Raw genomic sequence first — 23952 nt, 5'->3', positions numbered from 1 at the left:
CTGCCGCTGCTACTGCTGTGTCCAGCCGGGCGGTACGGCGCCCTGCTGAGGCGGGTTCGGCTGCTGGTTCTGCGCCGGATCCTGAGGCGGCGCCGGCTGCTGCGGGGCCTGCTGCCAGCCCTGGGCCGGGCCGGGCTGCTGCGGGGGCTGCTGCCACGCCTGCCCCGGCTGGGGCGCACCGCCGGCACCGGGCTGGGCGTAGGGCTGCTGGGCCTGCTGCGGCTGCTGGCCCTGCTGCGGGGGCGCGTACCCTCCTCCTCCCTGCCACGGCTGCTGGACCTGCACGTTCGGGTTGCCGAAGCCCTGCTGCGTACGGGCGATGTCCTCGGCGACCAGGGCGGCGAGGTCGAAGTAGGCCTCGCGGGTCTTGGGACGCATCATGTCGAGATCCACTTCGGCGCCCGCCGCGAGGTGCTCGTCGAAGGGGATCACGACGACACCGCGGCAGCGGGTCTCGAAGTGCGCGACGATGTCCTCCACCTTGATCATCTTGCCTGTCTCGCGGACGCCGGAGATCACGGTGACCGACCGCTGGACGAGATCGGCGAATCCGTTCGCGGACAGCCAGTCGAGCGTGGTCGAGGCGCTGCTCGCACCGTCCACCGAGGGGGTGGAGATGATGATCAGCTGGTGGGCGAGGTCGAGGACTCCGCGCATCGCGCTGTAGAGCAGGCCGGTACCCGAGTCCGTGAGGATGATCGGGTACTGCTTGCCGAGCACGTCGAGCGCGCTGCGGTAGTCCTGGTCGTTGAAGGTGGTCGAGACCGCCGGGTCCACGTCGTTGGCGATGATCTCGAGGCCCGAGGGCGCCTGCGAGGTGAAGCGGCGGATGTCCATGTAGCTGTTGAGCCGCGGGATCTCCTGGACCAGGTCGCGGATGGTGGCGCCGGTCTCGCGCCGCACCCGTCGGCCGAGGGTGCCGGCGTCCGGGTTGGCGTCGATCGCCAGGATCTTGTCCTGACGCTCGGTGGCGAGCGTGGCGCCGAGGGCCATGGTCGTCGTGGTCTTGCCGACGCCGCCCTTGAGGCTGATCACCGCGATCCGGTAGCAGGACATCACCGGCGTACGGATCAGCCCGAGCTTCCGCTGGCGCTCCGCCTCCTCCTTCTTGGCGCCGAACTTGAAGCGGGACGGGGCCTGGTTGTTCTTGCGGACCTTGGGCTGGTGGCGCAGCAGCCGGTCGGAGGAGAGCTCCACGGCGGCGTTGTAGCCGAGCGGGGTGCCGCCGGCCGCGGCCTGTTGCTGGTACGCACCGGGCCCGGCCTGCGGGCCGCCCGGCCCCGTCCAGCCGCCCTGGTCACCGTAGGCGGGCGGCGGGACGGCGGACTGCTGCTGCGGCGGCATGGGCTGCGGCGGCATGGGCTGCGCCGGGGGCTGCTGCTGCGGTGCGGGCTGCTGCGGCTGCCCGGGCTGCGGGTAGCCGTAACCGGCCTGCTGGGGCGGATAACCGTAACCGTCCTGTCCCTGCCCCGACGGCTGCTGCATCAGCTCGGTGGGGGGAAGCGGGTAACCGTATCCGGCGGCCGGGGGCTGTCCGAACTGCGGCTGTCCGAACTGTGGCTGTCCGGGCTGTGGCTGTCCGGGCTGTGGCTGTCCGGGCTGTGGCTGTCCGAACTGCGGCTGTCCAGGGTTGGGCTGCGCAGGTGTGGGCTGGGGTTGTCCGGCCTGCGGGGCTTGCTGCGGGTAGGCGTAACCGGCGGCCTGCGGCTGCCCGGCCTGGGGCTGGGCGGGCTGGGGTTGTGCGGGTGCGGGCTGGGGCTGTCCGGCCTGATGTGCCTGCCGCGGGTCGACCGGTGCGGGCTGTCCGCCCTGCGCCGGGTACCCGGGCAGCGGCTGGGCCGGGCCGAACGCGCCCTGCGGAGGGGCCTGGTACGCGGGCTGGCCGGGCTGCGGCTGGGCCGGTGCCTGGGGGTAGCCGTATCCGGAGGCCTGCGCGGCGGCTGCGGCCTGCTGGGCAGGCTGCCCGGGCTGGCCCGCCTGCTGCGGTACTCCCTGTCCCTCGGCGGGGTGTGCCGGAACGTAGCCCTGCGGCAACGGAGGAAGCGCCGGGTCGACCTGGGGCGCTGCGGGCGCCGTCGGCGGCTGCTGGCCCTGGGGTGCGAGCGGAGGCAGGGGAGCGGCGGGGGGCGTCGGCGCTGTCGCCGCCTCCGCCGCGGGCTCTGCCTGTGCTTCCGCTTCCCGTGCTACTGCTTCTGCTTCTGCGTTCGCCTTGGGTTCCGGTTCCGCGGTCGCTGACGCGCCGTCGGATCCGGTCGGCGCAGGGGAGTCCGCGGTGGACCGGACGTCCGCCGTCGCGTCACCCTCCGTACCGGACACGGCCCCGGCCGAGTGACCCGGCTGCGCCTCGTCGCTCGGCTCCTGCGTCGGTTCCTCGGCAGCGGCAGCGGCAGCGGCAGCGGCAGTGACGGTGGCAGCGGCCTGGCTGAGCTCGCCCGTCGGCTGCCCGGGTGCCGGCTGCTCGGCGACCGGCTGTGCGGGGGCGGGCTGCCCCACCGGCGCGGCGGGCGGCTGTACCGGCGTCGGCTGCTGGGGCTGCCCGTAACCGCCCGATGCGTCCTGGCCCGACTGCGGCGTGCCCGGTACCGCCTGCTGGGGGTAGCCGTACCCGCCGGCCGCGGGGGTGGTGCCCGGTGCGGACTGCTGGGGGAATCCGTAGCCACCTGTGCTGTGCGGGTTCGCGGCCGGCGTGCCCTGGGCGGGCTGCGAAGGTGCGCCCTGGGCCTGCGGCTGGGCCGGTGCGGGGGTGTACGGAGCGGGCGCCTGTGGCGCTGGAGCGGCCGGAGGGCCGGTGGGCGGCCCGACGGGCTGTCCGGTCGGTGGTGGTGGTGACGTCTGCCCGGCGTCCTGCTGTGTGCCGCCGGCCGCGGCGTCACCCTGTGTTCCTTGGGCGTACCAGGCGGGAGGCGTGTAGACGATCTCGAACTCGCCGGTGAGATCCGCCTCGTGATCGTCCCCGTCCGAGGACGGGCTGCCGCCGTTGTACTCGGACCGATCCCTGTTCACTACTTGCCTCCTGGTCAGCCACCGTTACTAGCTGGTCGTCGGCCCGGCCGGGCGGACCGGGCGGCGAGTCCCACGCGGCTGCGATCGTCACCGCTTCACCAGAAGAAGACTAATCACTCGCTTGGCGGGACGGAAAAGCGCCTATGGGCGTGGCCGGTTCGCAACCTTTCCGGGAGCTTCCCGGGATCTTTCCAGGATCTTTCCGGCAGAAGACGACGTGCCAGCCCGTGCGGTGAACCGCGTCGCGCACACCCGATCGTCCCGACCGGACGGGCCCGCGCCGACCTGAACGGCGCAGGCCCTGACGTACCGGCGTACACCCCCGATGAGCCCGGCATCGCACGCCCCTTCGGCGGGGGCGCGCGGCGACAGGCCCTTCAGCACTGCTCTGCTCCTGAGTGCTTTCCTGCTCCGAGTACTTTCCTACTCCTCAGCACTCTCTTACTGCTACCCCTGTCGCGGGCTCAGTCCATACGGCGCGGCGCCCCGAGCAGACCGTTCTCCGCGTCGGTGGGCTGGGTCATCACGTACTGCTGGTGCTTCTGCGTGCACCACAGGGCCACGTTGTCGGAGAGGGAGGGCAGGGCGGTGACGTTGTCCTGGCCCAGCCGCATCACCTTGCCGACCACCTCCGCCTCCTGGGGGGAGATCCGCTGCACGCCGACGACATCGGCGTTGGACAGCAGCCGGGGCGCGGTGGGGCCGAGATAGGGGAGCAGGGTCAGCACCGACTGCCAGGGCTGCGTGGTGATGCGGCTGCGCGGCGGACGGGTGCCCAGGTCGCGGATGATGAGCACCGGGCTGGCCGGGGACGGTCCCTGCGGGGCCAGCCGTCTCACCTGGTGCACCGTCACGGCCTGCTGGCCGCCGCCGGCCGCCTGCGCCATCGGTGACCAGAGCTGGGGACGCGCCGTCTCGACGGCCACGCGGACACCGATCGCCGCGGCGCGCAGGGCGATGATCTGGGCCATCCAGGCGCCGCCCACCAGCACGACGTCCAGCCGGGTGGGCCGGCACAGGCCCAGTACGGCCGGCTGGTTGGCGGGATCGATACCGAGTATCAGGCCGTCGTCGCCGACGGGCAGGGCCAGCTGCGCCAGCGCGTCCGCGTCCACGAGATGGCGCTCACGCCGGGGGCCGAGCAGACCGAAGGCCGCGCGCAGACGTCGCTGCGGCCCGTGCTGGGACGGGTCGGGGTCGCGGGGCAGATGACCGGCACGCTGCCCGGGGAAGCCCGGGGTCGCGCTGCCGAAGCCGGGCCGGCCGGTGGCGGGGGCGGTGGGGGCGGGCATCAGCGGGTACCTCCCAGCGGCAGGGTGGCCAGAACTCCGGGCAGCTGCTCGCGGTCGAGCCGTACCAGGCCGAGCTTGAGCGCGGACGCCGCCTGCTTCAGATGCTGGTCCGCCTGGGCCAGCTCGTTCTCACCGCGGCTGGTGAGACGTACGTGCCCGGACAGGGACAGGAGCTTGCCCCTCTTCCTGCTGATGGTGAGCGAGAAGGTGCTCGCGAGCACGGGGGAGGAGGTCAGCGCGCGGACCAGGTGCGGGAGCGCCGCCGCGCCGCCGCCCAGCTGGGGCCACCGGGAGACCCAGTACGTGGTGTGCCAGCGGTCGTCACAGCGCCAGGCGCGGGACGTCTCGGCGGTACGGCGCGTGGAGCGGCTGCCGTCGAGCGCGGCACCGCCGGTGGTGGCCAGCGGGTTGACGCAGCTGGAGGTGGCGATGGACGCGACGATCTCCGTCTCGCTCAGCACCTTGGCCTCCAGGCCGACCCCTTTGAGGCGGCTGGCCAGCTGGTCGGCGACCCGCAGCAGCGCCCGCCGGGCACCCTGCATACCGCCGCCGCGGGCGGCCACCGCCTCCGGGCACAGCTCCGGGTCGAGCTTGAGCGCGACCCAGGTGAGCCGCATGCCGGGCGTCATGCTCTGCGCCTGCAGCGGCCCGTAGGAGCGGACCGCCATGGCCTGCGGGGGCAGGTGCGGGGCCGGCGCGGGCTGGGTGTGCTGGACGATCTGGACGGAGGCGAGCCGGATGTCGTCCACCTCGAGCAGGCCCTGGATCAGATCGAGCGGGATGTCCCGGGCGCCGCCCGCGGGACGCAGGGGGATGTCCGCGGCCTGCACCTGCACCAGGGCGGTGAGGAAGGTGCCGTCACCGACCATGCCGATCTCGCGCTGCTGGCGGTCGTGGAAGCCGTAGGTGCGCAGGGCCGGATCGCACTCGACGGCGGGGGCGAAGCCGGGGTCCGTGCCGGGCGGTACGGGGTCGGCGTTGCGCTTGCGGCGGTCCCGCAGGGCACGTGCGGTGGTGAACCATTCGTGCAGCGGGCGGCCGCGCCGGCGCAGCAGACCGGCCAGGACCAGCGGTACGGCGAGCACGATGCCGACGGTGAGGCCGATGGGGCGGAGCAGCCAGCCGATCAGGACCACCGCGGCGGCCAGTTCGAAGCCGACCAGCTGCTGGACGCGGACGGGGCCGAGGCTGCCGGGACGTCTGGAGAGCGAGGGCGCGGCGGGACTCACACGACGGGGGGCGGCCGAGGTCTGTCCGTGTTCCGCGTGCGCCCCGTGTCCGCCGTTCGCTCCGTGTTCCGGCTCTTGGTTCTCCTGCGTGCGACGGCTGCCGTTCCGGCGCCGGGACCTGGTCGCAGTGCTCATCCCCCGCTACAACCCCTTTGCTCTGTTGCTGTGTCCGTTGCCGCGGCCGTCGCTGTGTCCAGCGCGGCTGCTGTGCCCAGCGCGGCTTGAGCTGGCGGCGCATCACGGTACCCCGTACCGTACGGTGCGATCGTCACACGGCATAGTAGGGGCCCCTGCAGGCGCAAACGTCACGGATGTACCGGGCGGCCTGGGGACCTTCCGCGCACACGGCAGCAAAGCGAAAAAAACGGGGAGTTGACCCATCGATGGCGACACGTCGGGATGAGCTGAACGCCTATTCCTTCGCGCGCAGGCGCACGGTGGCGGCGTTTCTGCAGCCGTCTCCGCACGGTTCGGAGGAGGCCGCGCCACGCCCCCTCAAGACCATCCTGCCGAGCCTCGGTGTGGCGACGCTGATCGTCGTCGGATTCGGTGCCTGGGGGATGCTCAGCCCGACCGCACCGAAGGGCTGGGACCAAGAGGGCAAGAACATCCTCGTCGGCAGCGAGTCGACGACGCGTTACGTGCTCGTCAAGACCAAGGGCGAGGAGAAGCCCAGCCTCCACCCGGTCCTCAACCTGGCCTCCGCCAAACTGCTGCTGAACGGTGAGAGCCCGAAGGTCATGAAGATCAAGGAGTCGGTGCTCGACGAGAGCAAGTACGCGATGGGTGCCACCGTCGGCATCCCCTTCGCGCCGGACCGGCTCCCCTCGTCCAAGGACGCGGAGACGGCCAAGGTCTGGGCGCTGTGCGAGGCCCCGGGTGAGGACGAGCAGCCGGTCAGGGCGACGTACGTGCTGGACCAGGACGACTACACCGGTCTGCTGCACAAGGGCAAGAAGGAGCTGAACCAGACCCAGGCCCTGTACGTCGAGGCACCGGCCGAGGGCAGCGAGACGGGACCGCGGTACATGGTCACCTCGGACGGCCGGGCCTACATCATGGGCGGCAAGGACTGGAAGTTCCGCACCGAGGCGGGGATGAAGACGCTCGAGCGCGCCATATTCGGTGACGGCGTGACGCCGCAGAAGGTGAGCGCGGAGTTCGTCAAGACGCTGAACGTGGTGGGCGACGTCGACTTCCCCGACATGGCAGGGGACGCGGGAGCACAGGCGAACGTCGAAGGTCTCGACCCCAACTACTCCAAGGTGGGTCTCGTCCTCGAAGCACCTTCCGGCATCAAGACGCAGAAGTACATCGTCCTGAAGGACCGCGTTCAGCCGGTGTCCGACTTCACTGCCCAGCTGTGGCTGCGCAGTGAAGGGGTGAACGGCCTGTACGGGGGCGAGAACCCGGAGCCGGTGAAGGTCAAGTTCACCGACGTCCAGCCCGCGGACGGCGAGTGGCAGTCGGAGAAGAACTGGCCCAGTCAGCCGGTGACCGCGGCCAATACGCACTGGGAGACCGGCGGCAACAAGGTCTCGTGCAGCATCTGGCACGGCGAGGACGACGAGTACACCGGCCTGCCGAAGATGACCGTCTGGACCTCGCGGGAGTACCCGAAGGACGTCGCGCAGAGCGGCTCCAGCACCTACGTCTCGCCCGGCAGCGGCCTGCTGTTCAAGAAGATCACGGGCACGGACGCCGGCGGCGGCAACAGCTACCTGGTGACCGACACGGGCCTGCGGTACTCGGTTCCCGCCCGGAACGACAGCCAGGTGACCGGCGGCGAGAAGGCCGACGCCCAGCAGACCAACACCGCGCAGGTCAGGCTTGGTTACGGCAAGATCCGTCCGGTCTCGGTGTCGGCGGCCTGGGCGGACCTGCTCGCCGCGGGGCCGGAGCTCAGCAGCGGCAACGCGCAGCAGGCACAGGGGTCCTGACCGATTCCCGGGCATGGCATGAATGACCCATGCATGGCCCAGACATGGCCCATGCATGGGCCATGCATGGCCCATGCATGGCCCATGCATGACCCAGACATGATCCGGGCGATGGCAGGGCATCACACCGCCGACTGGTCGAACAATCAACAAACTCACATGTGAAAAAGGTGAGTTGGGTTCATCGCGATCCTGCTACAGAACCAATCCGATGTTCTTCCTGTCGGCGGATGCTACTAGAGTGGGACCAGATTCAGACAGGAAACGATCGCGCCATCTGGCGCCGACGCCCTGCTCAGGGATCTACCCAGAACTCCTACGTCTCATGGGGGACACAGCATGGCTGGACAGCAGTTCACCATGACCGAGGAGGAGATGGTCGCGTTCAGCGGTCGTATCTCCTCGGTCAACTCCTCGATTCAGTCCGAGATCCGTCGGCTGCAGACCGTGATCGACACCATCACGGGCGGCTGGAAGGGCTCGGCGGCCACCGCGTACAACAACCTGCAGAACCAGGTCAACCAGGATGCGACCAAGATCAACCAGATCTTGAACGACATCAAGGAAGCGATCGACCAGAGCACCAAGGCCTACGCGGCTTCGGAAGAGGAGCAGCGCGCGTCCATCCAGAGCATCGCTGCCCAGTCCCCGTTCGGATGATCGGCCCCGTGCGCCGCGGCGCACGGCCGTGACCGACCATCTACTCATCTGAGGAGACAGAAGACATGTCCGGGCAGATTCTCGTCAATTTCCAGACGATCTCCCAGGCCTCCCAGGACGTCCGCTCGACGGCGAACAGCATCCGCCGCCAGCTGGACGAGCTGGAGGCCGGCGTGGCGCGCATCGCCAACAGCTGGGAAGGCTCGGCGCAGGAGGCCTACCGCGCCAAGCAGGCCGAGTGGGACCAGCGCGCGAACTCCATGCAGCAGACGCTGGAGGCCATCGCCAAGGCCCTCGACAGCGCCGCTCAGAACTACCAGGCCACCGAGAGCAAGAACGCCTCGATCTGGGGCGGCTGACGTGATCGCTTGATGGGGGCGGGTGCGCGGCGGCGCACTCGCCCCCATCGGCGGTTGACGGGGCGAATGGACGGGAAACCTCCGGCTCCGCGAACTCCTCCGTCGAGTACGCGAGCCCACGGGTGACGGCCCGTCCCACGTCCCGTACAGGAACACGAACGGGAGGACGTAAGACAGTGGGATCCGGGGCATCGCGCACCGCGCGTCGGAGCGCCGCAGGAGCCGCCGCACTGGCGGTCGTGGCCTGCGGGCTGCCCTTCGCCGGCGCCGCGCCGGCCGCCGCTGCGGAGCACGTGCGGACCACCTTGGCCGACGACGACGTGCGGTTCCAGATCGACGACACCAGCTGCTCGTTCCCGTCCGACCCCATCAAGGGAACCCCCTGGTCCCTGCAGCGCATCGTGCTGGACCAGCTGTGGCAGGACACCAAGGGCGGGGGCGTGAAGGTGGCCGTCATCGACACCGGTGTCGACACCGTCAACGATCAGCTCGGAACGGCCGTGGTCAACGGCAAGGACTTCCTCTCCAAGGGCGGCACGGGCAAGACCGACGAGGTCGGTCACGGCACCAAGGTGGCGGGCATCATCGCCGCCCGTAAGTCCGACGAGAGCGGCTTCATCGGCATAGCCCCGGAAGCCACGATCATCCCGATCCGCCAGAACGACGACCAGGGCAGCGGCAACGTCAGCACGATGATCCAGGCCATCGACGCCGCGGTCGCGGCCGGCGCCGACATCATCAACATCTCGCAGGACACCGCCTCGAAGATGGCCCCGGTGGTCCACACAGCCTTCCAAGGGGCCATCAAGAGGGCACAGGAGAAGGACGTCCTGGTCGTTGCCGCAGCCGGCAACAACGGCGCCGACGGCAAGATCAAGGAGACGTACCCGGCGGCGTACGACGGCGTCCTGGCGGTCGCGGCCTCCGACCGCAACAACGCCCGCGCCCCCTTCTCCCAGTCGGGCAAGTTCGTGGGCGTCGCGGCCCCCGGCATCGACATGGTCTCGACGGTTCCGGCGGGCGGCCACTGCGTCGACCAGGGCACGAGCTTCGCGGCCCCGTATGTCTCGGGCGTCGCGGCCCTGATCCGCGCCAAGCACCCGGACTGGACCTACCAGCAGGTCATCACCCAGATCGAGCAGACGGCAGACCGTACGAAGCCGGACCGCGACAACTTCGTCGGCTGGGGCGTCATCGACCCGGCCGCCGCCCTCAACGAGGACAGCAAGGAACCCTCCGAGGCCGGCCCGAAACCAGACGCGATCGGCTCTCCGGGCGGCTCAGCCGACGTCCAGGCCGCGACTCTGGTCCTCGGGGAGTCCCGCGAGGAGCGGATGGAGCGGTACGCGTTGTACGTGCTGGCGGCCGGTCTGGGCGCGGTGGTGCTTCTGTTCGGGGGCGGGCGCGTTCTCAGCGACTGGCGGCGCAAGCAGGGCATCGGTGGCATCGGTAACAACACGCACACGCAGTCAACGGGGAGCTGAGCATGGCTGAGCAGTACAGGGTCGATCTGAGTGAGATCGAGGGGACCATTTCGAGGTTGAACCGTGTCTTGCACGACATGGGTACGTCGGCTTCGAACTGCAAAAACAGTACGTATCTGCCGGCTGGAGCGCTGGGTTCAGCAGAGCACGGGTTCGAGGAGGTCAAGACGCTGCACACCGCCCACAAGCAGATACAGGAACGCCTCTACGAGATCGTCGAGCACCTGGAACAGGTACTGGATGACTTCGGGCAGAAGACGAAGAGAACGCATGACGCGTTCGCTGACGCTGAGGCACAGAACCGTGCCGCTTTCAACCGGCAGTGACAGATGTTCTGCTACGTGGAGATGAGGGGGCTGTAGCCATGGGCGAAAAGAGCGTCGACAACTTCGTATACGACGATCCCAACGCGTGTTTCGCGAAGAAGCACACTACGCCGTTCGGACTCGATTACGACATGGACCAGATGAAAGCCATGGTCCGAGACGCGAACCCGGGCGTTGTGGAAGATGTCGCTGACGGCTGGGCAGCCCTCAGCAAGTCCCTTGTCGGCGGCGGCGGGATCAAGCAAAGTCTGGACGATGCTGTCAAGCAAGTCCTCGCTCACTGGGAAGGCGACAGCGCGGACGCCTTCGCGAAGCGGGCGCAGGTCATCAGCCAGAAGGTCACTGACAGCGCCAAGTACGCCGATAACACGGCTCAGTCGCTCAGAGGTGCTGCAGCAGTTCTCAAGGACGTCAAGCCCAAGGTCTTGGCGATGGAAAAGCCTGGCAAGCTCTCCAGCGCGCTGGACTATGCGGGCGATCTCGGTGACCGGGATGCTTCTGGCGCGGACAACGCCCTCAAGAACGGGGGCAGCTCGAAGGACGCTCTCGCAGCCAACGATGGCAGCTTGTCGGCAGGGCGAGAAGCACAGCTCAAGATGGCTGAGCAGATGGAGATTCTGGGAGCGGCCTATAACAGTCGGGCCGCAGAGATGGGGTCGTGGAGGAAAGCGAAGGATGGCCAGGAGGAGAATTTCCCCGGGGACCCTGGAGGTATCGCTCCTGCACCCGTAGTGGTCCCTAGCGGCAGGGCGCCTCAGAGCCCGCAGGGCGCGACAGGTGGTACCGCTCGCAGCAGCCAGACCGGTGCCATCAGTCCGTCGAAGTCCGTGTCCTCGCCGTCTGGCATCACTGGCGGAGCGTATAAGCCCGCGGCGCCGCAACAGCCTCACGTGAGCACAGCGATCGACGGCGTCTCCGGCGGTCGTTCTGGTGCACCGTCGGTTGGCAACCCTGGTCCCGTCAGCGGTGGATCGGCCAGCCCTGCCAGTCCGGTCGGCAGCCCTGGCTTCGTTGGCGGTGCGCCTGGCAGCGTCCCCGGCCCCGTTCGAGCCAGCGGTACGGTCGGTCGGGTGGGTGCTGGCGGAGTGGGTGCTGCTGCTGGCGCAGGTGTTGCCAAGGGCGGTGCCGCAGGCGTCGGTGGTATGGCAGGTCGGGCGGGTGCTGGCGGAGTGGGTGGCGCTGCTGGTGCTGGTGCCGCCAAGGGCGGTGCCGCACACGTCGGCGGTATGGCTCGCCAGAGTGGTGGTGTAGTTGGGGGCACGCCCAGGGCCGGTGCGGGTGCGGGTGCGGGTGCGGGCGCTGGCAGGGGCACTGCCGGTGGTTCGGGTTTGCACCGCAGCCGCGGTGCCGCAGGAGGGGGAACCGGTGCTGTTCGCAAGGGAGGCATGGTAGGTGCTCCCGGTTCACGTACCGGCCGCCCCAATGACCAGGAGCAGCGCGAGGGCGAGCGTCCCGACTACCTGGTCGAGGATGAGGAGACCTGGGCCCCGCAGACCAACGCGGCGCCTCGAGTCATCGAGTAGTCGTCGCCGCTCAGTGCTCATGGACACATGACAAGATGCGTGGGCGTGGCCTCAAGGTCACGCCCACGTTCGGTAACGGGAGAGGAAAGACGGAATGGCCTTCACGCGGACGGTGCGTGTACTAAGCGCCACAGCACTGACGGGCTCGCTGATCCTGACGGCAACTCCCGGAGCCTTTGCTGACCAAACCAGAGATGCTCAGTGGCACCTAGAAACGCTTCAGGCTGAATCCGTCTGGGAAATCTCAAAGGGAAAGGGTGTCACGGTCGCTGTCATCGACACCGGCGTTAATACCCAGCATGTAGACCTGAGGGATAACCTCCTGAAGGGGTATGATTTCGAGGATAACGACGAGGATCCCAGCCCGGAAGAAGGGGATCTGCTTTCCCCAACTCACGGTACCGGCATGGCTTCATTGATCGCTGGGCATGGACACGGGTCGGGGGCGGCCGACGGCGTCATGGGGCTTGCACCTGAGGCTAAAATACTGCCTATCCGTTCGGGCGGAGAGATGGGATTCGCGGAGGAAATCCGCTACGCCGTGGACCATGGCGCCTCAGTCATCAATATTTCGCAAGGTGAGAGTCAAGGCCTTGACGCAGATCGCGAGGCGGTGGCATACGCCCTCCAGCATGATGCGTTGATCGTGACAGCTTCAGGAAATGCCGGAAGTGAAGTTGATGACTACCCTGCACTATATCCGGGAGTTCTGACGGTTGGAGGTGTAAATAAAAACGGGACTATTTGGGAGGGGTCCAACTACGGGCCGGAAGTTTTGCTGAGTGCCCCTGCAGCTCGCCTTGTAAGCGCAAGCTGGCCTGGCAACAAACTGCGAATTGCAGATGGAACCTCGGGGGCTGCTGCGCTCACATCCGCAGCTGCAGCTCTGATTAAGTCAAAGTACCCAGACCTGACGCCCGGGCAGATCGTCAATCGTCTCGTAAAGACCGCCGTTTTGCCTGACTCCATCAAGGATCTCTCCCTTCCTGATGAGAAGTACGGTTACGGAGCCATTCGGCCGCTGGCTGCGTTGACGGGAGATATCCCTGCCGGCGGCGAGTATGGCCCGCTCAAGGTTCCGGAAAGCCTGGGCTCTTCGGACAGCGGTGTATCCGGGAAGGACTACGCAGCAGAAAACGCGAAAGCTGATCAAAAGCAGATGGTATTCCTCGCTGTCCTGGGTCTCGTGAGCCTAGCCGTGATCGGCCTATTCGTATTTTTGATCGTGAAGCTGACCCGGCGTAACAGGAATAAGAACAGCGACCTCGGCGTTTCGGCTGGTTATCCCCACCACTACGGGCAGCAGCCCGTCCCGCAGCAACAGAACCCGTACCAGCAGCAGTCAACCCCGCCTCACGGCCAGTGGCCGCCACAGCAGTAGTCGCGGGATAGTTCGGGACAGATTTGAATTGCAGGATGCGTGGGCGTGGCCTCTGGGTCACACCCACGTTCGGTAGGGGATGGGGAAGACGGAATGACCTTCGCGGGAACGGGGCGTGCACTGAGCGCTGCGGCACTGACTGGCGCTCTGATCCTGACGGCAGCTGCCGCTGCCTCTGCCGACCAGGCCCGACGTGACCAGTGGGCGCTGGAAGCACTGCAGGCTGAGTCCGCGTGGAAGATTTCGACAGGTAAAGACGTCACCGTTGCAGTGATCGACTCTGGCGTGAATGCGGAGCATGTTGATCTGAGGAACAACGTGCTTAAGGGAAAGGATTTCCTTGGCGGCGATGAGGATGCTTCCCCCGGTAACGACTCGGATGACGATCCCTCGCACGGCACCGCGATTGCCGCGATCATCGCCGGACATGGACACGGACCAGGTTCCGCCGATGGAGTAATAGGGCTGGCGCCGGGAGCTAAGATCCTTCCAGTTCGGGACGATACCGCACGTGATTACAGTTTTGCCGATGAAATTCGCTACGCGGTGAACCAAGGCGCTTCTGTTATCAATATTTCGGCGTATGTCAGCGAAGACAATCCTTCTGATCGCGAGGCTGTCTCCTATGCATTGGAACATGATGTCTTGATCGTGGCTGGTGCTGGAAACCAGAACAAGAACCCGGAGATTCAATACCCGGCTAAGTACCCAGGCGTTCTGACGGTTGGCGGGGTGGCTCAAGATGGGAAGTTCTGGGAAGGGTCGAACTATGGCCCGGAAGTTCTCATTACAGCCCCAGCGACACGCATCGTGAGCGCTGGTTGGCCTAATGATAAACTCAGCATCTCGGATGGCACCTCCGACTCTACTGCTTTCGTGTCTGCAGCTGCCGCCTTGCTTCGGTCCAAGTTTCCTGACCTTACGGCAGGTCAAGTCGCTAACCGCTTGGTGAAGACGGCTGTCTTGCCGGATTCCGCCGCGGGTCTTGCTCTCCCTGATGAGAAGTACGGCTACGGTTCCATTCGTCCGCTTGCTGCACTGACGGAGGACATCCCTGCGGGCTCGAAGTACGGGCCGCTCAAGGTTCCCGTGTCTGAAACTCCCTCCGCTGCTCCAAGTGTCGGTGAGTCCGACGGAGACTACGCGGCAGAGAACGCGAAATCAGATCAGAAGCAGATGATCTTTCTGATCGTCCTTGCTCTCGTGGCCTTGGCCGTGCTCGGCCTGATCGTCTTCCTGATCGTGAAGCTGGCCAGGCGAAACAAGAATAGGAATGGCGGCCCCGGCGGTTCCACTGGCTACCCCCAATACAGCCAGCCCTCCGTTCTGCCGCAACAGAACCCGTACCAGCAATCCGTCTCGCCGCAGCAGAATCCATACCAGCAGCCGTCGACCCCGCCACAGGGTCAGTGGCCGAACCAGCAGTAGTCACAGGCGGTTCAGCGCAGTCTTTGTCATTCGCGAGATCGTGGGCGTGGCCCTCAAGGCTACGTCCACGGATCTGTTTTTGAGAGAGGTAAGGAGAAATGGCCCTCACACGAACGGTGCGCGTTCTGAGCGCCACAGCGCTGGCCAGTGCGCTGCTGCTTGCCTCGGCGCCACTCGCAGCTGCAGATCAGATCAGAGAAGACCAGTGGGCGCTGGAGGCACTCAACACCGATGCCGTGTGGAAAATTTCCCAAGGTAGCGGTGTCACAGTCGCCGTTATCGATGATGGAGTCAACGCTGCCCACATCGACCTTCAAGGGAACGTCCTCGAAGGTAAGGATTTCATGGACGGCGGTAGTACGACTCCGAACCCAGGCGACGACCACGGTACAGCCATGGCTTCAATCATCGCCGCTCATGGGCATGGTGTAAACGATGGCGTGATCGGTCTGGCACCAAGGGCGAAAATCCTACCAGTCAGGGAATTCGGTACCGATGGGCCAGGGCTTGATGTCTCGATCCGTTATGCAGTTGACGCCGGCGCTTCTGTAATCAATGTCTCTCAGTGCTTTGACTCCACCGACCAAAGCGATTTGGACAAGACTTCAGATGCTGTGGCGTATGCATTGAGTCGCGATGTGCTAGTTGTTGGCGGGATGGGTAACGACGGAGATTCAAGCAAGTGCTATCCGGCGGCCTCGCCAGGGGCGTTGGGTGTGGGCGCGGTGAAGAACGACGGACAGATCTGGGAAGATTCTAATTCTGGCGCCCATGTATTGTTGTCGGCACCCGGGACTAATATCGTCTCCGCGAAGGGGGTTGGCAACGGATATCGCGCTGGGACCGGAACGTCTGATTCGACTGCATACGTTTCGGCGGCGGTTGCTCTTCTGCGGTCGGAATTCCCTGATTTGACAGCCGGACAAATTGTGAACCGCCTCGTGGAGACAGCGGCGCTGCCTGAGTCCGAGGAGGGGTTGAGTCTTCCGGATGAAAAGTACGGCTATGGCATCATCCAGCCACTTGCCGCACTGCGTGAAGATATTCCGGTCGGTTCGAAGTACGGCCCGCTCACCGTTCCGGAATCGCTGCAGGAGAAGTCTGCTGCTCCTGCTATCGGAATGTCCGACGAGCAGCAGGCACAGTCGGACCGTGAGGCCATCATTTCCTGGGCTGTCATTGCTGTCGTGGGTTTGGCTGTCATCGGCCTGATCGTGTTCCTAATCGTGAGGCTGGCCAGGCGAAGCAAGAAAAAGAATGGCGACCTCGGCGGTTCTACTGGTCACCCCCAATACGGCTGGCAGTCCGGTCCATCGCAGCAGAACCCATATCAGCAGCCTGTCTCGCCGCTGCAGAATCCGTACCAGCAGTCCACCCCGCATCACGGCCAGTGGCCCCCTCAGCAGTAGCCTCAGGTTCAGTCGGGTGCGAACCCTGGTACGCAAACGGCGCGAGCATGCAGATGACCGCTTGTCTGCGCGCCCATGCGGCTGTCTTCGGGTGACGCTCCGGATCATGCAACCGCGGAACGGCGAGTATTGCCTCGTACAAGCCAGTGGGGACAACGTCAGGTCGTGGGCGACGGTCATGAGCGGAACGACAGGCGGACAACCCAGAGCTCCGCTGTACCGGCCACCAGGCCCAGCGCTCTCAGATGTGGCCGGTAACTGCAGGTGGCTGAGGAATGCGCTTCAGGCCTGGTGGCTGAAGTCGAGCCGGAGGCCGGCCGGACGCCTGCTGTCCCGTATGGGAAGTGCGCCGGGCAAGCCGACAGCTGCCCTCAGGCAGTTGCCCTGCCTACCGCTGCAACTACTCGCGCGCCATACCGCTTTCGTGAGGAAAATCGGCGTGTGGTCTTCGGGGCTCAAGGTCGGTGCTTCTTCGTGATGCGACGGATCAGCGTAAGCGACTCTGCCGTCGGCAGCACAGTGGCGCGTGCGTCATCGAACCTCGCGAAACTGTCGGGTCGTCACCCGTGTTGAAGGGGCACGAGTGACGGCGCCTATCCGTTACACGTCAGGCATGCGTGGTCGTCACCATACGGCGGACCGATCATGTGTGGTCCGGCCCGCCCTCACCGATCTGGTCCCTGCTGGAGCCCGTTGACTGCTGCTCCTTAACGAATGTGCCCTTGCCGCGGACGGTGACGACGAGTCCGCGCTCGTTCAGCAGCCGGATAGCGGATCGAGCCGTCGGCCGTGAAACGTTGAATTCCGTGCATATCGCCGCTTCTGATGGGACGCGGCGCCGCGGCGGGTACGTGCCATCGGCGATCCGAGCGGCGAGCACGGTGGCGATCTGCTCGTACAGCGGCTCGGGCCCCTCGAGATCAACAGTCATATATCGACCCTAGTTGACCTGCGATAATGCATTCCGTCATGTGACGTCACATGACAGGACCTTACAAGTGGCGGTACGGTGTGAGGACAGAAGACCCCGGCGACGGCTGGCACCGTCCCGGGGCGCGGCCACCGCTTACAGGAGCGATGACATGACTGACCTTATCCGTGCTCTCGCTGAGCTATGGAAAGAGATGCTCGGCCTACGTCCGCGTGGTCGTCACCGCGCGGTCCGGACGGCCGTCGCACCCCCGTTGCTTGCTCCGTCAGTCCCTCGAATGCCTTGGGGCTGGTCTGAGGTGCCGAGTCCGCAGAGCCCCTACGGGCTCGATGAGTCGCTGAACGGCGACGAGACAGTCATGGTCCGCCCCTATCTCGCCGCCCACGAGGAGCGGGAACGGCAGTGGGAGCGGCGGGTGGCTCTGCTGCTGGCACTCGACGGCGTCGACGTCAAACCGGACGTGATCCACGGCCTGCGCATCGGTGCGGGAGCCGCCTGGTGAACGCCGCCGACACACCCGCCGCCCCGCTGTGCGGCGCCCGGCAGCCTGGAAGGCATGGGCGCGGTCCGGGAGCAGACGGGGAGCGGCTCGGCGCGCCATGCTGTTACGGCCCGCCCTGTGTCCTCGCCGAAGCCCACGAGGGCGACCATCGCGACGCCTCCGGCCACACTTGGGCCCAACCACCCAGCACAGCGCCCCACGCGGGGGAGTGCGGGACCTTGCCGCCGGGGCCGTCAAGGCTGGGCTGCCTGCGACTCGCCGGGCACGATGGTCCGCACCGCAATGTCTCCGGCCGCGCATGGGTAAGCCTGGACGGCACAGGCGATACGGGCGACCCGGGCGGCGCGTACGGCAGACGCGGGCGCGGCTCGTGCGAGATGTGCGGTTCGCCTTGCCGTCCTCACGCCACCGTCACCGACGCCGCCACTGGCCGGCGTCGACTGCTCTGCCGGCAGTGCACCCTCATCGGTCGACCGGCCCCACGTCGGCCCATGCGGATGTGCGTGCGCTGTGGCGTGCTCGCGGACGCTCCGGTGCTCGTCTCCGAAGTGCATCAGGCGAGCGGTCCGGGATGGAGCGTGTACGCCTGCCCGGACTGTGCTCCTCACTTCCCACCCCTGCCGGATGTGCTCGATCTCTTCCCGCGGCGCGGAGAGGAGGGTGGGTCGTGAAGGGCACACGCGACAGTGCGCCGCGCCTCTCGGGAGTGGAGCCGAAGCTCGGTATTCACTTGTATTCTGCCGCTATGGCTGACACCACCATCAAGATCAGTGAGTCGACAAGGGACCGGCTGCGCACCCTCGCGGAGGAGCGCGGCCTGAGTACGCGTGCCTATGTCGAACGCGTCGTCGCCGCAGCCCCTACGGAGGCGGAGCGCGCGGAACGTACAGCGCGAGGAATTGCCTACGTCCAGGCCAACCTGCGCGCGGACTTCACCGAGGCTGATGTGCGAGAGGCGCAGGAGTGGCGTGCCGCGATCGCCTCCAGGCAGCTGGGGGAGCGCCGTTGATCATCCTGGACCATACGGCGGTGCTCGCCCTGTGTCGTGGCCACCGGTTGCTGTCCGGACTGGCCGTCGCCGAGGTCGACGATCCGGCCCAGCGCGCGCACATCCCGGCGCTGTGTCTGGTGGCTGCGAGTCTTCAACTCCCCGGGGCCGCAGCACATGTCGGAGCGCTGCCCGGCCTTGAGTTCCTGACGCTCGACTTCGCCGGCAGCGCGACCGTCGAGCAGACGGTGGCGGCAGGCCTGGAGTGGCCCCAGGGCCATGCTGTCCACGCCGCGGTGACCGGTGCCGTCGAGGGGCAGGTACTGACCGCCACGCCCGAGGCCTACGACGGTACGGGCGTGTGGGTCGTCGACATCGGCAAACCCTGACTCGGCTGGGGGCTCGCCCGCGACGACGCCGTACGCAGTTGGGTCAGCGCCTTCGGAGTGCTGCATGAAGGTCTTCTCGACCTTCCGCGCGAACTGTTCAGTCGGTGCGGAAGGTCGAGGAGGCGGGCAGCTCGATGTCCGTGCAGCCGCGGCGGGCGACGACGTCACTGACGTACGTGTGGAACACCTCCTCAAGGGCGGGGACAGTCAGCTTGTTGTAGTCGTAGGCGGTGGTCATCGTGTGGATCTGCGGTTTCCCGTCGCAGACGGAGGAGGCCCACCAGATCGAGCGGTCGCTGCGGCCTGCCTGGTTCGGTCTCGCAGCGACCGGGAAGTCGTCGTCGTCCGACTTGAGGTAGACGTTCTTCGCCGCCTCTCCGGAGTAGGTGTGGAGCGAGACGAACCAATCGCCCGGGCGTGACGGGCGGTCGATGTTGTCGTGTTCCGCCGCGTCGGACTGCCAGAGGGCGTTCGCGCGTGGCTCGCTGAGCACCAGGCCGCAACGTTCGTCCCACAGCGTGTCGTCCGTGCGGCTTTCGAGGACCTGGTCCGGCAGCTGCTCGTCGTGTTCGAAGTCGGCCTTGCGGTACCAGGCGCAGGTGCCGTCCGCACGAGCGGCGGGAACGGGGCCTTCGGCCAGGGCGGGGATGTCCTCCGGAGGATCGGGCAGCCGGTCGGCGCAGCCCAGGCGCTCGGCGAAGTTGTTGGCTGTGCCGACGGCGGTTTGGGCCAGAGCGTTCCGGTCGTGTGAGGTGAGCTGTCCGTTCTCGGAGAACGCCGGACCGGGGTCCATCAGGGAGGCACGCGCCCACAGCTCTGTGATCGACTTCCCCTGCCACGTGCCGTCCGCGCACGGGAGCCTGACGGTGACGCCCGTAGCCGTGACCGTGCCGGCGATACCACCACCGAGCGGTTCGGTGGGGTAGGTGGGGTCTTCGCTGTACGGGGCGATGAGGTTGTTCAGCGAGTCCTCGGGCATCCAGGGTTCGTCATCGGGCAGGACTCCGACCGTGCCGGTGAAGAACCACCGTTCGCCACTGGAGGTGCCGTGCTTCTCCCCTGCCTCGGCGCTGAAGATCTCGCAGTCCTGCGGCAGGCCGACGTCGAGTTCGATAGTGCCCTCGTCGGCCACCCGATGCGAGATGGCGCCGCCCGCCGGGCAGAGCGTGAGCACCCGCCCGGCTGGGACGAGGCCCGCGCATGCCTCGTTGATCTGCTGTCTAGCGTGCCAGGTCTGCCACAGCACCGTGCCGCTCCATCCGATCCCCGCTACGGCGACCACACACAACAGAACGTTGACAGAGTTGCGTATACGACTCGGGACGACCATCACTATCCTGACCAACTTGATGCCGTGTCAGTCCGAGCACCTGTCTGCCTGCGCGGCTGCGGGCAAGAACTCTTCCATGAACTGGGTGAGCTTGGTCTGTGCTTCTTGCCAATTCTCGGAGTCGCCGATGCCCACCATGACCGCATAAACCCGCGACTCCTCACCGTCGACCTCTGACGGGAAACCAGAACAAGCAGTCACGCCTACGGCATGCCCCCGGTACAGAGCTATGTCACCTGAAGCGACAACAGATACCTCCTCGGCGTGGCCCTGAGGAGTGGTCTTCATGATGACATCTCGCGCTGTCAGCTTCTCCTGGTAACGCTGATCTGAAAGGCTGACGGCGGTATTCCCGTCCACCAAGTACGAACAGTACGATCGATCTTGGCCATCTGGCAGGGCGCCCCCCTCCTGAGTCAGTTCCTTTCCAGGAGGGAAGATGGGTTCGATCACGCTTCGGTCGACCGGAACGCCGCAGAGGCTATTCGGCAAGTCGTATTCCACCTGCTCCTCGGCTGAGCACCCGGACAACAGTGGTAGCACTGCCACGAGTGCCCATAGTGGTCGCTTCAGGATGCTCCCAGAGTTACCCATGGCACGCTTCCTCCCGCTTGCCTCCGCTGTCGGAACTACGCGGATTCCCTGGTAGCGGTGTACCGCTGAGATCGTTCACCGTGCAGAGGTTATGGTTGCCGCGCTGTGCTATTCGCTCGATGAGTGATAGTGCTGTGCAGCCGATACGGCGGCCAGGACGGTGGTCAGCCATGGTAAGGAATCAGTTCTTTCGGTTCTCGCCGAGTTCCTTGGATCCCTCACACTTCAGAACATCCTGGGCAACATGGCGAGCTGCCGAGATGATCAGATCTCGGAAGTCTTCCTTCCATGAGTTCTGCACATCGTCCGGGTGGCGATAGTATGCTGCCTCGATCCTGACGAGTGAGCCAGGATCATCTTTGGTGGGACAGGGAACAAATAGCGTGCCACCTGTATTGCTAACGTCTCCCTTGGCCTTTCCAATCGTCAAAGCGGACCGTCCGGGAGCCTTCGCCATTTCCTCAATGTGCGCTTCGGTGAACTCGCTTCCTGCATGCACGGTGTAGTTGATGCCGATATTCATGCCGGCGCCACGGAGGAAGCAGTGCCCAGTATTGGATCCGCCACCATGGAAGCTCTGGAACTTCTCTGTGAACTTTGTCCCATGCTTGGGTAGCAAGGAAGATACCGGATTTCCCGGTATTGATTCTCCACAAACACTCGCGGGAACTGCGACAGCTGACTCACTCGACGACTGGACAATCCACCACCCGAGGCCGGTTGCCGAAGCCAAGCCAACCGCACCGACTGCCGCCCAGATACCGAGGCGATGAGAGCGCGACCGAATCGGACTGCCGCTTGCACTGTTCATTGTGGACACCTCGAGATTGGGTGAAGTTAGCGTGAAGGGCGGAAGAGGTAATCAGTTGTCGACGCCGTCGACACGACTTCGTCCGTCGGAGTAACTGATGTTGGCCTGATTATAGGTAGCATCCGCTAGACGACTTGTCTCATCCGGTGTCAGGCTGGCATCGCGAGCGGCAGTCAGAGTCGCCGACTTGACTGCCTGAGCGCCGGTCTCCCTTTGTTCTTCGAGGTTGCGGGCTTCCTCGGCGCTCTTCTCATCCTTCGTGTCGCGTGTGAAGTGCTCGACAGTCGCCCCACGGATGTCTTCGACCACCCAGCCGACGGCATCTCCGGCGATGGGGATTCTGCTTGTGCCCGTCTCGATGATTCGCCCAATCCACTTATCGCCGGTAGCGAGACTCTTGTTGAACTCCTCATCCTTGGCGACCCCTTCGTCGTACACGGCCTGAGACCGGGACTCCTCCATGATTCCGCTGATCAAGGCTCCCGGGGCCACCATCGACTGGGCGGCTGTGGTTCGGGCATCGCCGCTGGACTGGTCACTCAAGGTGCCCCTGATGAGTTCGGTGGTCACTGCCTGCTGGGCGTTACTGATCGCACCGTAAGCGTCGGGGTCCTTGCCAACCGCTCCAAGGAACGCGGACAGAGAGCCATAGTTGAGTTGTCTCAATCCGGCATCCACGCCGTTCGTCGGAACATGAACACTGTCACCGGCCAGCGCCTTTTGTACGTCATACATGTACTCGGCCGTCATGTTCCCGAGGCTGTCGCTCATTGCGGTCAGCGGACCGTTGTCCTTCTCGCTGATCAACCCGGGGTTGTCGCCGATCTTTTCGACCACCTGGTGCATGAGTGCGGCCTGTTCCGCGGAGTGTTTCACGACGGGTGCGTCGGCATCGTCGTACGGACGGCCGGAGACCGCGGCCTCCAAGGCGTGCCCCAGAGCGTCAGGGAAGTAGTTCGCCGACTTCTGTGCGGCGTCGGGATCGTGGCCCGTGATGTCGGGGAAGTACTCGTAGTCCTTGTCGACGAGGTAGTCCAGGTAGCTGGAGGAACCGTCGATGTCGGAGAGGGTGCCCTTGTGGGTGCCGTCCTCGGCGTACTTCTCCATGGGTGGGGTGAAGTAGTCGGTGGCGGCTTCGGGGCTGTGGCCGAGCGCCTCGAGGACGCTGTTCATGGGGTCGTAGCCGGAGCCGTTCTTGCCGGACGGGTTGAAGCCGTACTCGGGGTCGCCCATGGTCATCTTCGTGTTGGCGAAGAAGTACGGGTCGTCGGCGTGGAGCTGGGTGATGTGCTCCGCGACAGGGGTCAGGAAGTCGGAGTCGTAGTTGCCGTAACGGAGGATGCCGCCGAGGAGCTGGTAGCCGTAAGGGCCCTCGTTCATGGCGTTGTCGTGCAGCTTGATGTGCTGGGTGCCGAGACTGCGCAGCTCCGCGGTCCACTCCTTGGACAGGTGCGGCTTGTTGTCCGGGTCGGTGGCGGTGGCCAGGGTGTTGCCCATGTTGCGCTGCATCTGCTGGAGCAGGGCCTTGCGCTCGTCGCTCGCGTCGGCCGTCTGCAGGGCCAGCTGGCCGTACAGCTGGAGGGAGCCCTCCTGGCCGAGCTGCTGGTAGTAGCGGGTGGCGAAGACCGGGTCGTTCTGGTTGGCCTTCATCAGCTGGTTGAGCTGGGTGAGCTCCGCGTCGGTGAGCTTGTCACCCTTCTTTATCAGCTCGGCGGCGCGGGTGGCGTCGGCGTCGTCGAGGGAGGTGACGACCTTGGAGTTGAAGTCGCTCTTGCTGGTGCCGAGGTCGCGGCGCAGGGCCCAGCAGGCGGACTCGTCGGCTTCGGCGGCGCGCTGCAGGACGCGTTCGATACGGCGGACGAAGGCGTCGCAGGCCTGCTGCTGCTCGCGGATGGCGGCCTGGCCGTCGGGGTCGTGACGGGCGCCGACGTCCTGGGAGAGGTCGTTGCGCGGGGTGACGGTGCCGGTGGCGCTGACGTGGAGGCCCTGTTCCTTGGCCTCGACGTCGGCGAGGCGGTGCAGGTCGTCCTTGGCCTTCTTCAGCTCGGTGTGCAGTGAGGTGAGAACGCCAGCGATGCCTTGAGCCTGCTTGTGGGCGCTCTCGAACTGCTGCTGGGCGGCGCGTACGTCGTTGTCGGCCTTACCGGCGGTCAGGGCCGGCTGGGTCCAGCCCGCCTGCTTGAAGGGGCCGGTGACCTGGTCCCCGTACGCGGTGTGCAGGCCCTTGAACTTGGTGGAGGTCTCTTCCCAGCGGTCGGCGGCTGCTGCGAGGTTGCTGAGGTTGAGGTGATAGAGCTGCTCGTACGTCGGCATGGGCTCGGTGGATTCCCCGTTGTGTTGTGCGTGCGTCTCGTCGGGCTGAAGCTACGGCGG

The 23952-nt window shown here is 66.1% G+C and carries 23 protein-coding genes; 13 read left to right on the top strand and 10 right to left on the bottom strand.

What is annotated here, in order from left to right:
• Window positions 1-9 precede the first annotated feature (9 nt).
• From IE242_RS34305 to eccE, 3 genes are all read right to left on the bottom strand, one after another.
• Window positions 10-3003, bottom strand: coding sequence for an SCO5717 family growth-regulating ATPase (locus tag IE242_RS34305; RefSeq protein ID WP_229859817.1), 2994 nt, complete (start codon window positions 3001-3003; stop codon window positions 10-12).
• 464 nt (window positions 3004-3467) lie between these two features.
• Window positions 3468-4295: a hypothetical protein gene (locus IE242_RS34300; protein ID WP_189866468.1), complete on the bottom strand. Its 828-nt coding sequence runs from the start codon at window positions 4293-4295 to the stop codon at window positions 3468-3470.
• The gene (gene eccE / locus IE242_RS34295) at window positions 4295-5659 is read right to left on the bottom strand and encodes a type VII secretion protein EccE (RefSeq protein ID WP_189866466.1); all 1365 of its coding nucleotides are present in this window, start codon (window positions 5657-5659) and stop codon (window positions 4295-4297) included. Before eccE ends, IE242_RS34300 begins: the two co-directional genes overlap by 1 nt.
• 248 nt (window positions 5660-5907) lie before the next feature.
• Here eccE and eccB point away from each other — a divergent pair, with 248 nt between their 5' ends.
• The 5 genes from eccB to IE242_RS34270 all read left to right on the top strand — a co-directional run bounded on the left by eccB (window position 5908) and on the right by IE242_RS34270 (window position 10293).
• Entirely contained in the window at window positions 5908-7464 is a 1557-nt protein-coding gene (gene eccB, locus IE242_RS34290; RefSeq protein ID WP_189866464.1) for a type VII secretion protein EccB, read from the top strand.
• Between the two features lie 339 nt (window positions 7465-7803).
• Window positions 7804-8124: a WXG100 family type VII secretion target gene (locus tag IE242_RS34285; RefSeq protein ID WP_030583551.1), complete on the top strand. Its 321-nt coding sequence runs from the start codon at window positions 7804-7806 to the stop codon at window positions 8122-8124.
• Between the two features lie 65 nt (window positions 8125-8189).
• Window positions 8190-8483, top strand: coding sequence for a WXG100 family type VII secretion target (locus IE242_RS34280; protein WP_189866462.1), 294 nt, complete (start codon window positions 8190-8192; stop codon window positions 8481-8483).
• A 176-nt stretch (window positions 8484-8659) separates the two neighbouring features.
• On the top strand, window positions 8660-9967 hold the full coding sequence (gene mycP / locus IE242_RS34275; protein WP_373299655.1) for a type VII secretion-associated serine protease mycosin: 1308 nt from the start codon (window positions 8660-8662) through the stop codon (window positions 9965-9967).
• Window positions 9968-9969: 2 nt separating this feature from the next.
• Complete coding sequence (locus tag IE242_RS34270) at window positions 9970-10293, top strand: DUF2563 family protein (RefSeq protein ID WP_189866461.1); 324 nt, start codon at window positions 9970-9972, stop codon at window positions 10291-10293.
• 11 nt (window positions 10294-10304) lie between these two features.
• On the opposite strand, the gene IE242_RS38265 is transcribed toward IE242_RS34270, so the two are convergent.
• On the bottom strand, window positions 10305-10562 hold the full coding sequence (locus IE242_RS38265; protein ID WP_229859812.1) for a hypothetical protein: 258 nt from the start codon (window positions 10560-10562) through the stop codon (window positions 10305-10307).
• An 820-nt stretch (window positions 10563-11382) separates the two neighbouring features.
• Here IE242_RS38265 and IE242_RS38260 point away from each other — a divergent pair.
• The 5 genes from IE242_RS38260 to IE242_RS34250 all read left to right on the top strand — a co-directional run bounded on the left by IE242_RS38260 (window position 11383) and on the right by IE242_RS34250 (window position 16034).
• On the top strand, window positions 11383-11544 hold the full coding sequence (locus IE242_RS38260; protein ID WP_229859811.1) for a hypothetical protein: 162 nt from the start codon (window positions 11383-11385) through the stop codon (window positions 11542-11544).
• A 134-nt stretch (window positions 11545-11678) separates the two neighbouring features.
• A complete protein-coding gene (locus IE242_RS38255; protein ID WP_229859810.1) occupies window positions 11679-11816 on the top strand; it encodes a hypothetical protein in 138 nt (45 codons plus the stop codon).
• Window positions 11817-11910: 94 nt separating this feature from the next.
• Window positions 11911-13197, top strand: coding sequence for a S8 family serine peptidase (locus tag IE242_RS34260; protein WP_189866459.1), 1287 nt, complete (start codon window positions 11911-11913; stop codon window positions 13195-13197).
• 93 nt (window positions 13198-13290) lie between these two features.
• On the top strand, window positions 13291-14625 hold the full coding sequence (gene mycP / locus IE242_RS34255; protein WP_229859809.1) for a type VII secretion-associated serine protease mycosin: 1335 nt from the start codon (window positions 13291-13293) through the stop codon (window positions 14623-14625).
• A gap of 98 nt (window positions 14626-14723) precedes the next feature.
• Window positions 14724-16034 (top strand): S8 family serine peptidase, encoded by a 1311-nt coding sequence (locus IE242_RS34250; protein ID WP_189866457.1) that lies wholly within the window; start codon window positions 14724-14726, stop codon window positions 16032-16034.
• Between the two features lie 282 nt (window positions 16035-16316).
• Here IE242_RS34250 and IE242_RS34245 read toward each other — a convergent pair whose 3' ends face one another.
• Both IE242_RS34245 and IE242_RS34240 read right to left on the bottom strand, forming a co-directional pair.
• Window positions 16317-16493: a DUF397 domain-containing protein gene (locus IE242_RS34245; RefSeq protein ID WP_189866455.1), complete on the bottom strand. Its 177-nt coding sequence runs from the start codon at window positions 16491-16493 to the stop codon at window positions 16317-16319.
• A 184-nt stretch (window positions 16494-16677) separates the two neighbouring features.
• Window positions 16678-16965, bottom strand: coding sequence for a GntR family transcriptional regulator (locus IE242_RS34240; RefSeq protein ID WP_189866453.1), 288 nt, complete (start codon window positions 16963-16965; stop codon window positions 16678-16680).
• A 298-nt stretch (window positions 16966-17263) separates the two neighbouring features.
• Here IE242_RS34240 and IE242_RS38250 point away from each other — a divergent pair, with 298 nt between their 5' ends.
• The 3 genes from IE242_RS38250 to IE242_RS34225 all read left to right on the top strand — a co-directional run bounded on the left by IE242_RS38250 (window position 17264) and on the right by IE242_RS34225 (window position 18844).
• Window positions 17264-17467 (top strand): hypothetical protein, encoded by a 204-nt coding sequence (locus IE242_RS38250; protein ID WP_229859807.1) that lies wholly within the window; start codon window positions 17264-17266, stop codon window positions 17465-17467.
• 745 nt (window positions 17468-18212) lie between these two features.
• Window positions 18213-18476, top strand: coding sequence for a hypothetical protein (locus IE242_RS34230; RefSeq protein WP_189866449.1), 264 nt, complete (start codon window positions 18213-18215; stop codon window positions 18474-18476).
• A complete protein-coding gene (locus IE242_RS34225) occupies window positions 18473-18844 on the top strand; it encodes a PIN domain-containing protein (RefSeq protein WP_189866447.1) in 372 nt (123 codons plus the stop codon). The genes IE242_RS34230 and IE242_RS34225 overlap by 4 nt, the downstream gene beginning before the upstream one ends.
• A 97-nt stretch (window positions 18845-18941) precedes the next feature.
• Here the strand turns inward: IE242_RS34225 and IE242_RS34220 are convergent, their stop codons facing one another.
• From IE242_RS34220 to IE242_RS34205, 4 genes are all read right to left on the bottom strand, one after another.
• Window positions 18942-20090, bottom strand: a complete 1149-nt coding sequence (locus IE242_RS34220) for a hypothetical protein (RefSeq protein WP_229859804.1) — start codon at window positions 20088-20090, stop codon at window positions 18942-18944.
• A 111-nt stretch (window positions 20091-20201) separates the two neighbouring features.
• On the bottom strand, window positions 20202-20678 hold the full coding sequence (locus IE242_RS34215) for a hypothetical protein (protein ID WP_189866443.1): 477 nt from the start codon (window positions 20676-20678) through the stop codon (window positions 20202-20204).
• Between the two features lie 271 nt (window positions 20679-20949).
• Entirely contained in the window at window positions 20950-21291 is a 342-nt protein-coding gene (locus tag IE242_RS34210; RefSeq protein ID WP_189866441.1) for a hypothetical protein, read from the bottom strand.
• Between the two features lie 339 nt (window positions 21292-21630).
• Window positions 21631-23892: a DUF6571 family protein gene (locus IE242_RS34205; protein ID WP_189866439.1), complete on the bottom strand. Its 2262-nt coding sequence runs from the start codon at window positions 23890-23892 to the stop codon at window positions 21631-21633.
• Window positions 23893-23952: the final 60 nt, after the last annotated feature.

It is taken from the genome of Streptomyces poonensis, from assembly GCF_014650915.1.
In the GTDB taxonomy this organism is placed as follows: domain Bacteria; phylum Actinomycetota; class Actinomycetes; order Streptomycetales; family Streptomycetaceae; genus Streptomyces; species Streptomyces poonensis.
The sequence above is the reverse complement of the archived record's forward strand: the minus strand, read 5'-3'. Positions and strand labels throughout refer to the sequence as shown.

Coding starts and splice junctions, on each gene's coding strand:
- IE242_RS34300 (WP_189866468.1), bottom strand. CDS start 4,295: ATGCCCGCCCCCACCGCCCCCGCCACCGGCCGGCCCGGCTTCGGCAGC.
- eccE (WP_189866466.1), bottom strand. CDS start 5,659: ATGAGCACTGCGACCAGGTCCCGGCGCCGGAACGGCAGCCGTCGCACG.
- eccB (WP_189866464.1), top strand. CDS start 5,908: ATGGCGACACGTCGGGATGAGCTGAACGCCTATTCCTTCGCGCGCAGG.
- IE242_RS34285 (WP_030583551.1), top strand. CDS start 7,804: ATGGCTGGACAGCAGTTCACCATGACCGAGGAGGAGATGGTCGCGTTC.
- IE242_RS34280 (WP_189866462.1), top strand. CDS start 8,190: ATGTCCGGGCAGATTCTCGTCAATTTCCAGACGATCTCCCAGGCCTCC.
- IE242_RS34270 (WP_189866461.1), top strand. CDS start 9,970: ATGGCTGAGCAGTACAGGGTCGATCTGAGTGAGATCGAGGGGACCATT.
- IE242_RS38255 (WP_229859810.1), top strand. CDS start 11,679: ATGGTAGGTGCTCCCGGTTCACGTACCGGCCGCCCCAATGACCAGGAG.
- IE242_RS34260 (WP_189866459.1), top strand. CDS start 11,911: ATGGCCTTCACGCGGACGGTGCGTGTACTAAGCGCCACAGCACTGACG.
- mycP (WP_229859809.1), top strand. CDS start 13,291: ATGACCTTCGCGGGAACGGGGCGTGCACTGAGCGCTGCGGCACTGACT.
- IE242_RS34250 (WP_189866457.1), top strand. CDS start 14,724: ATGGCCCTCACACGAACGGTGCGCGTTCTGAGCGCCACAGCGCTGGCC.
- IE242_RS34240 (WP_189866453.1), bottom strand. CDS start 16,965: ATGACTGTTGATCTCGAGGGGCCCGAGCCGCTGTACGAGCAGATCGCC.
- IE242_RS34230 (WP_189866449.1), top strand. CDS start 18,213: ATGGCTGACACCACCATCAAGATCAGTGAGTCGACAAGGGACCGGCTG.
- IE242_RS34210 (WP_189866441.1), bottom strand. CDS start 21,291: ATGAATATCGGCATCAACTACACCGTGCATGCAGGAAGCGAGTTCACC.
- IE242_RS34205 (WP_189866439.1), bottom strand. CDS start 23,892: ATGCCGACGTACGAGCAGCTCTATCACCTCAACCTCAGCAACCTCGCA.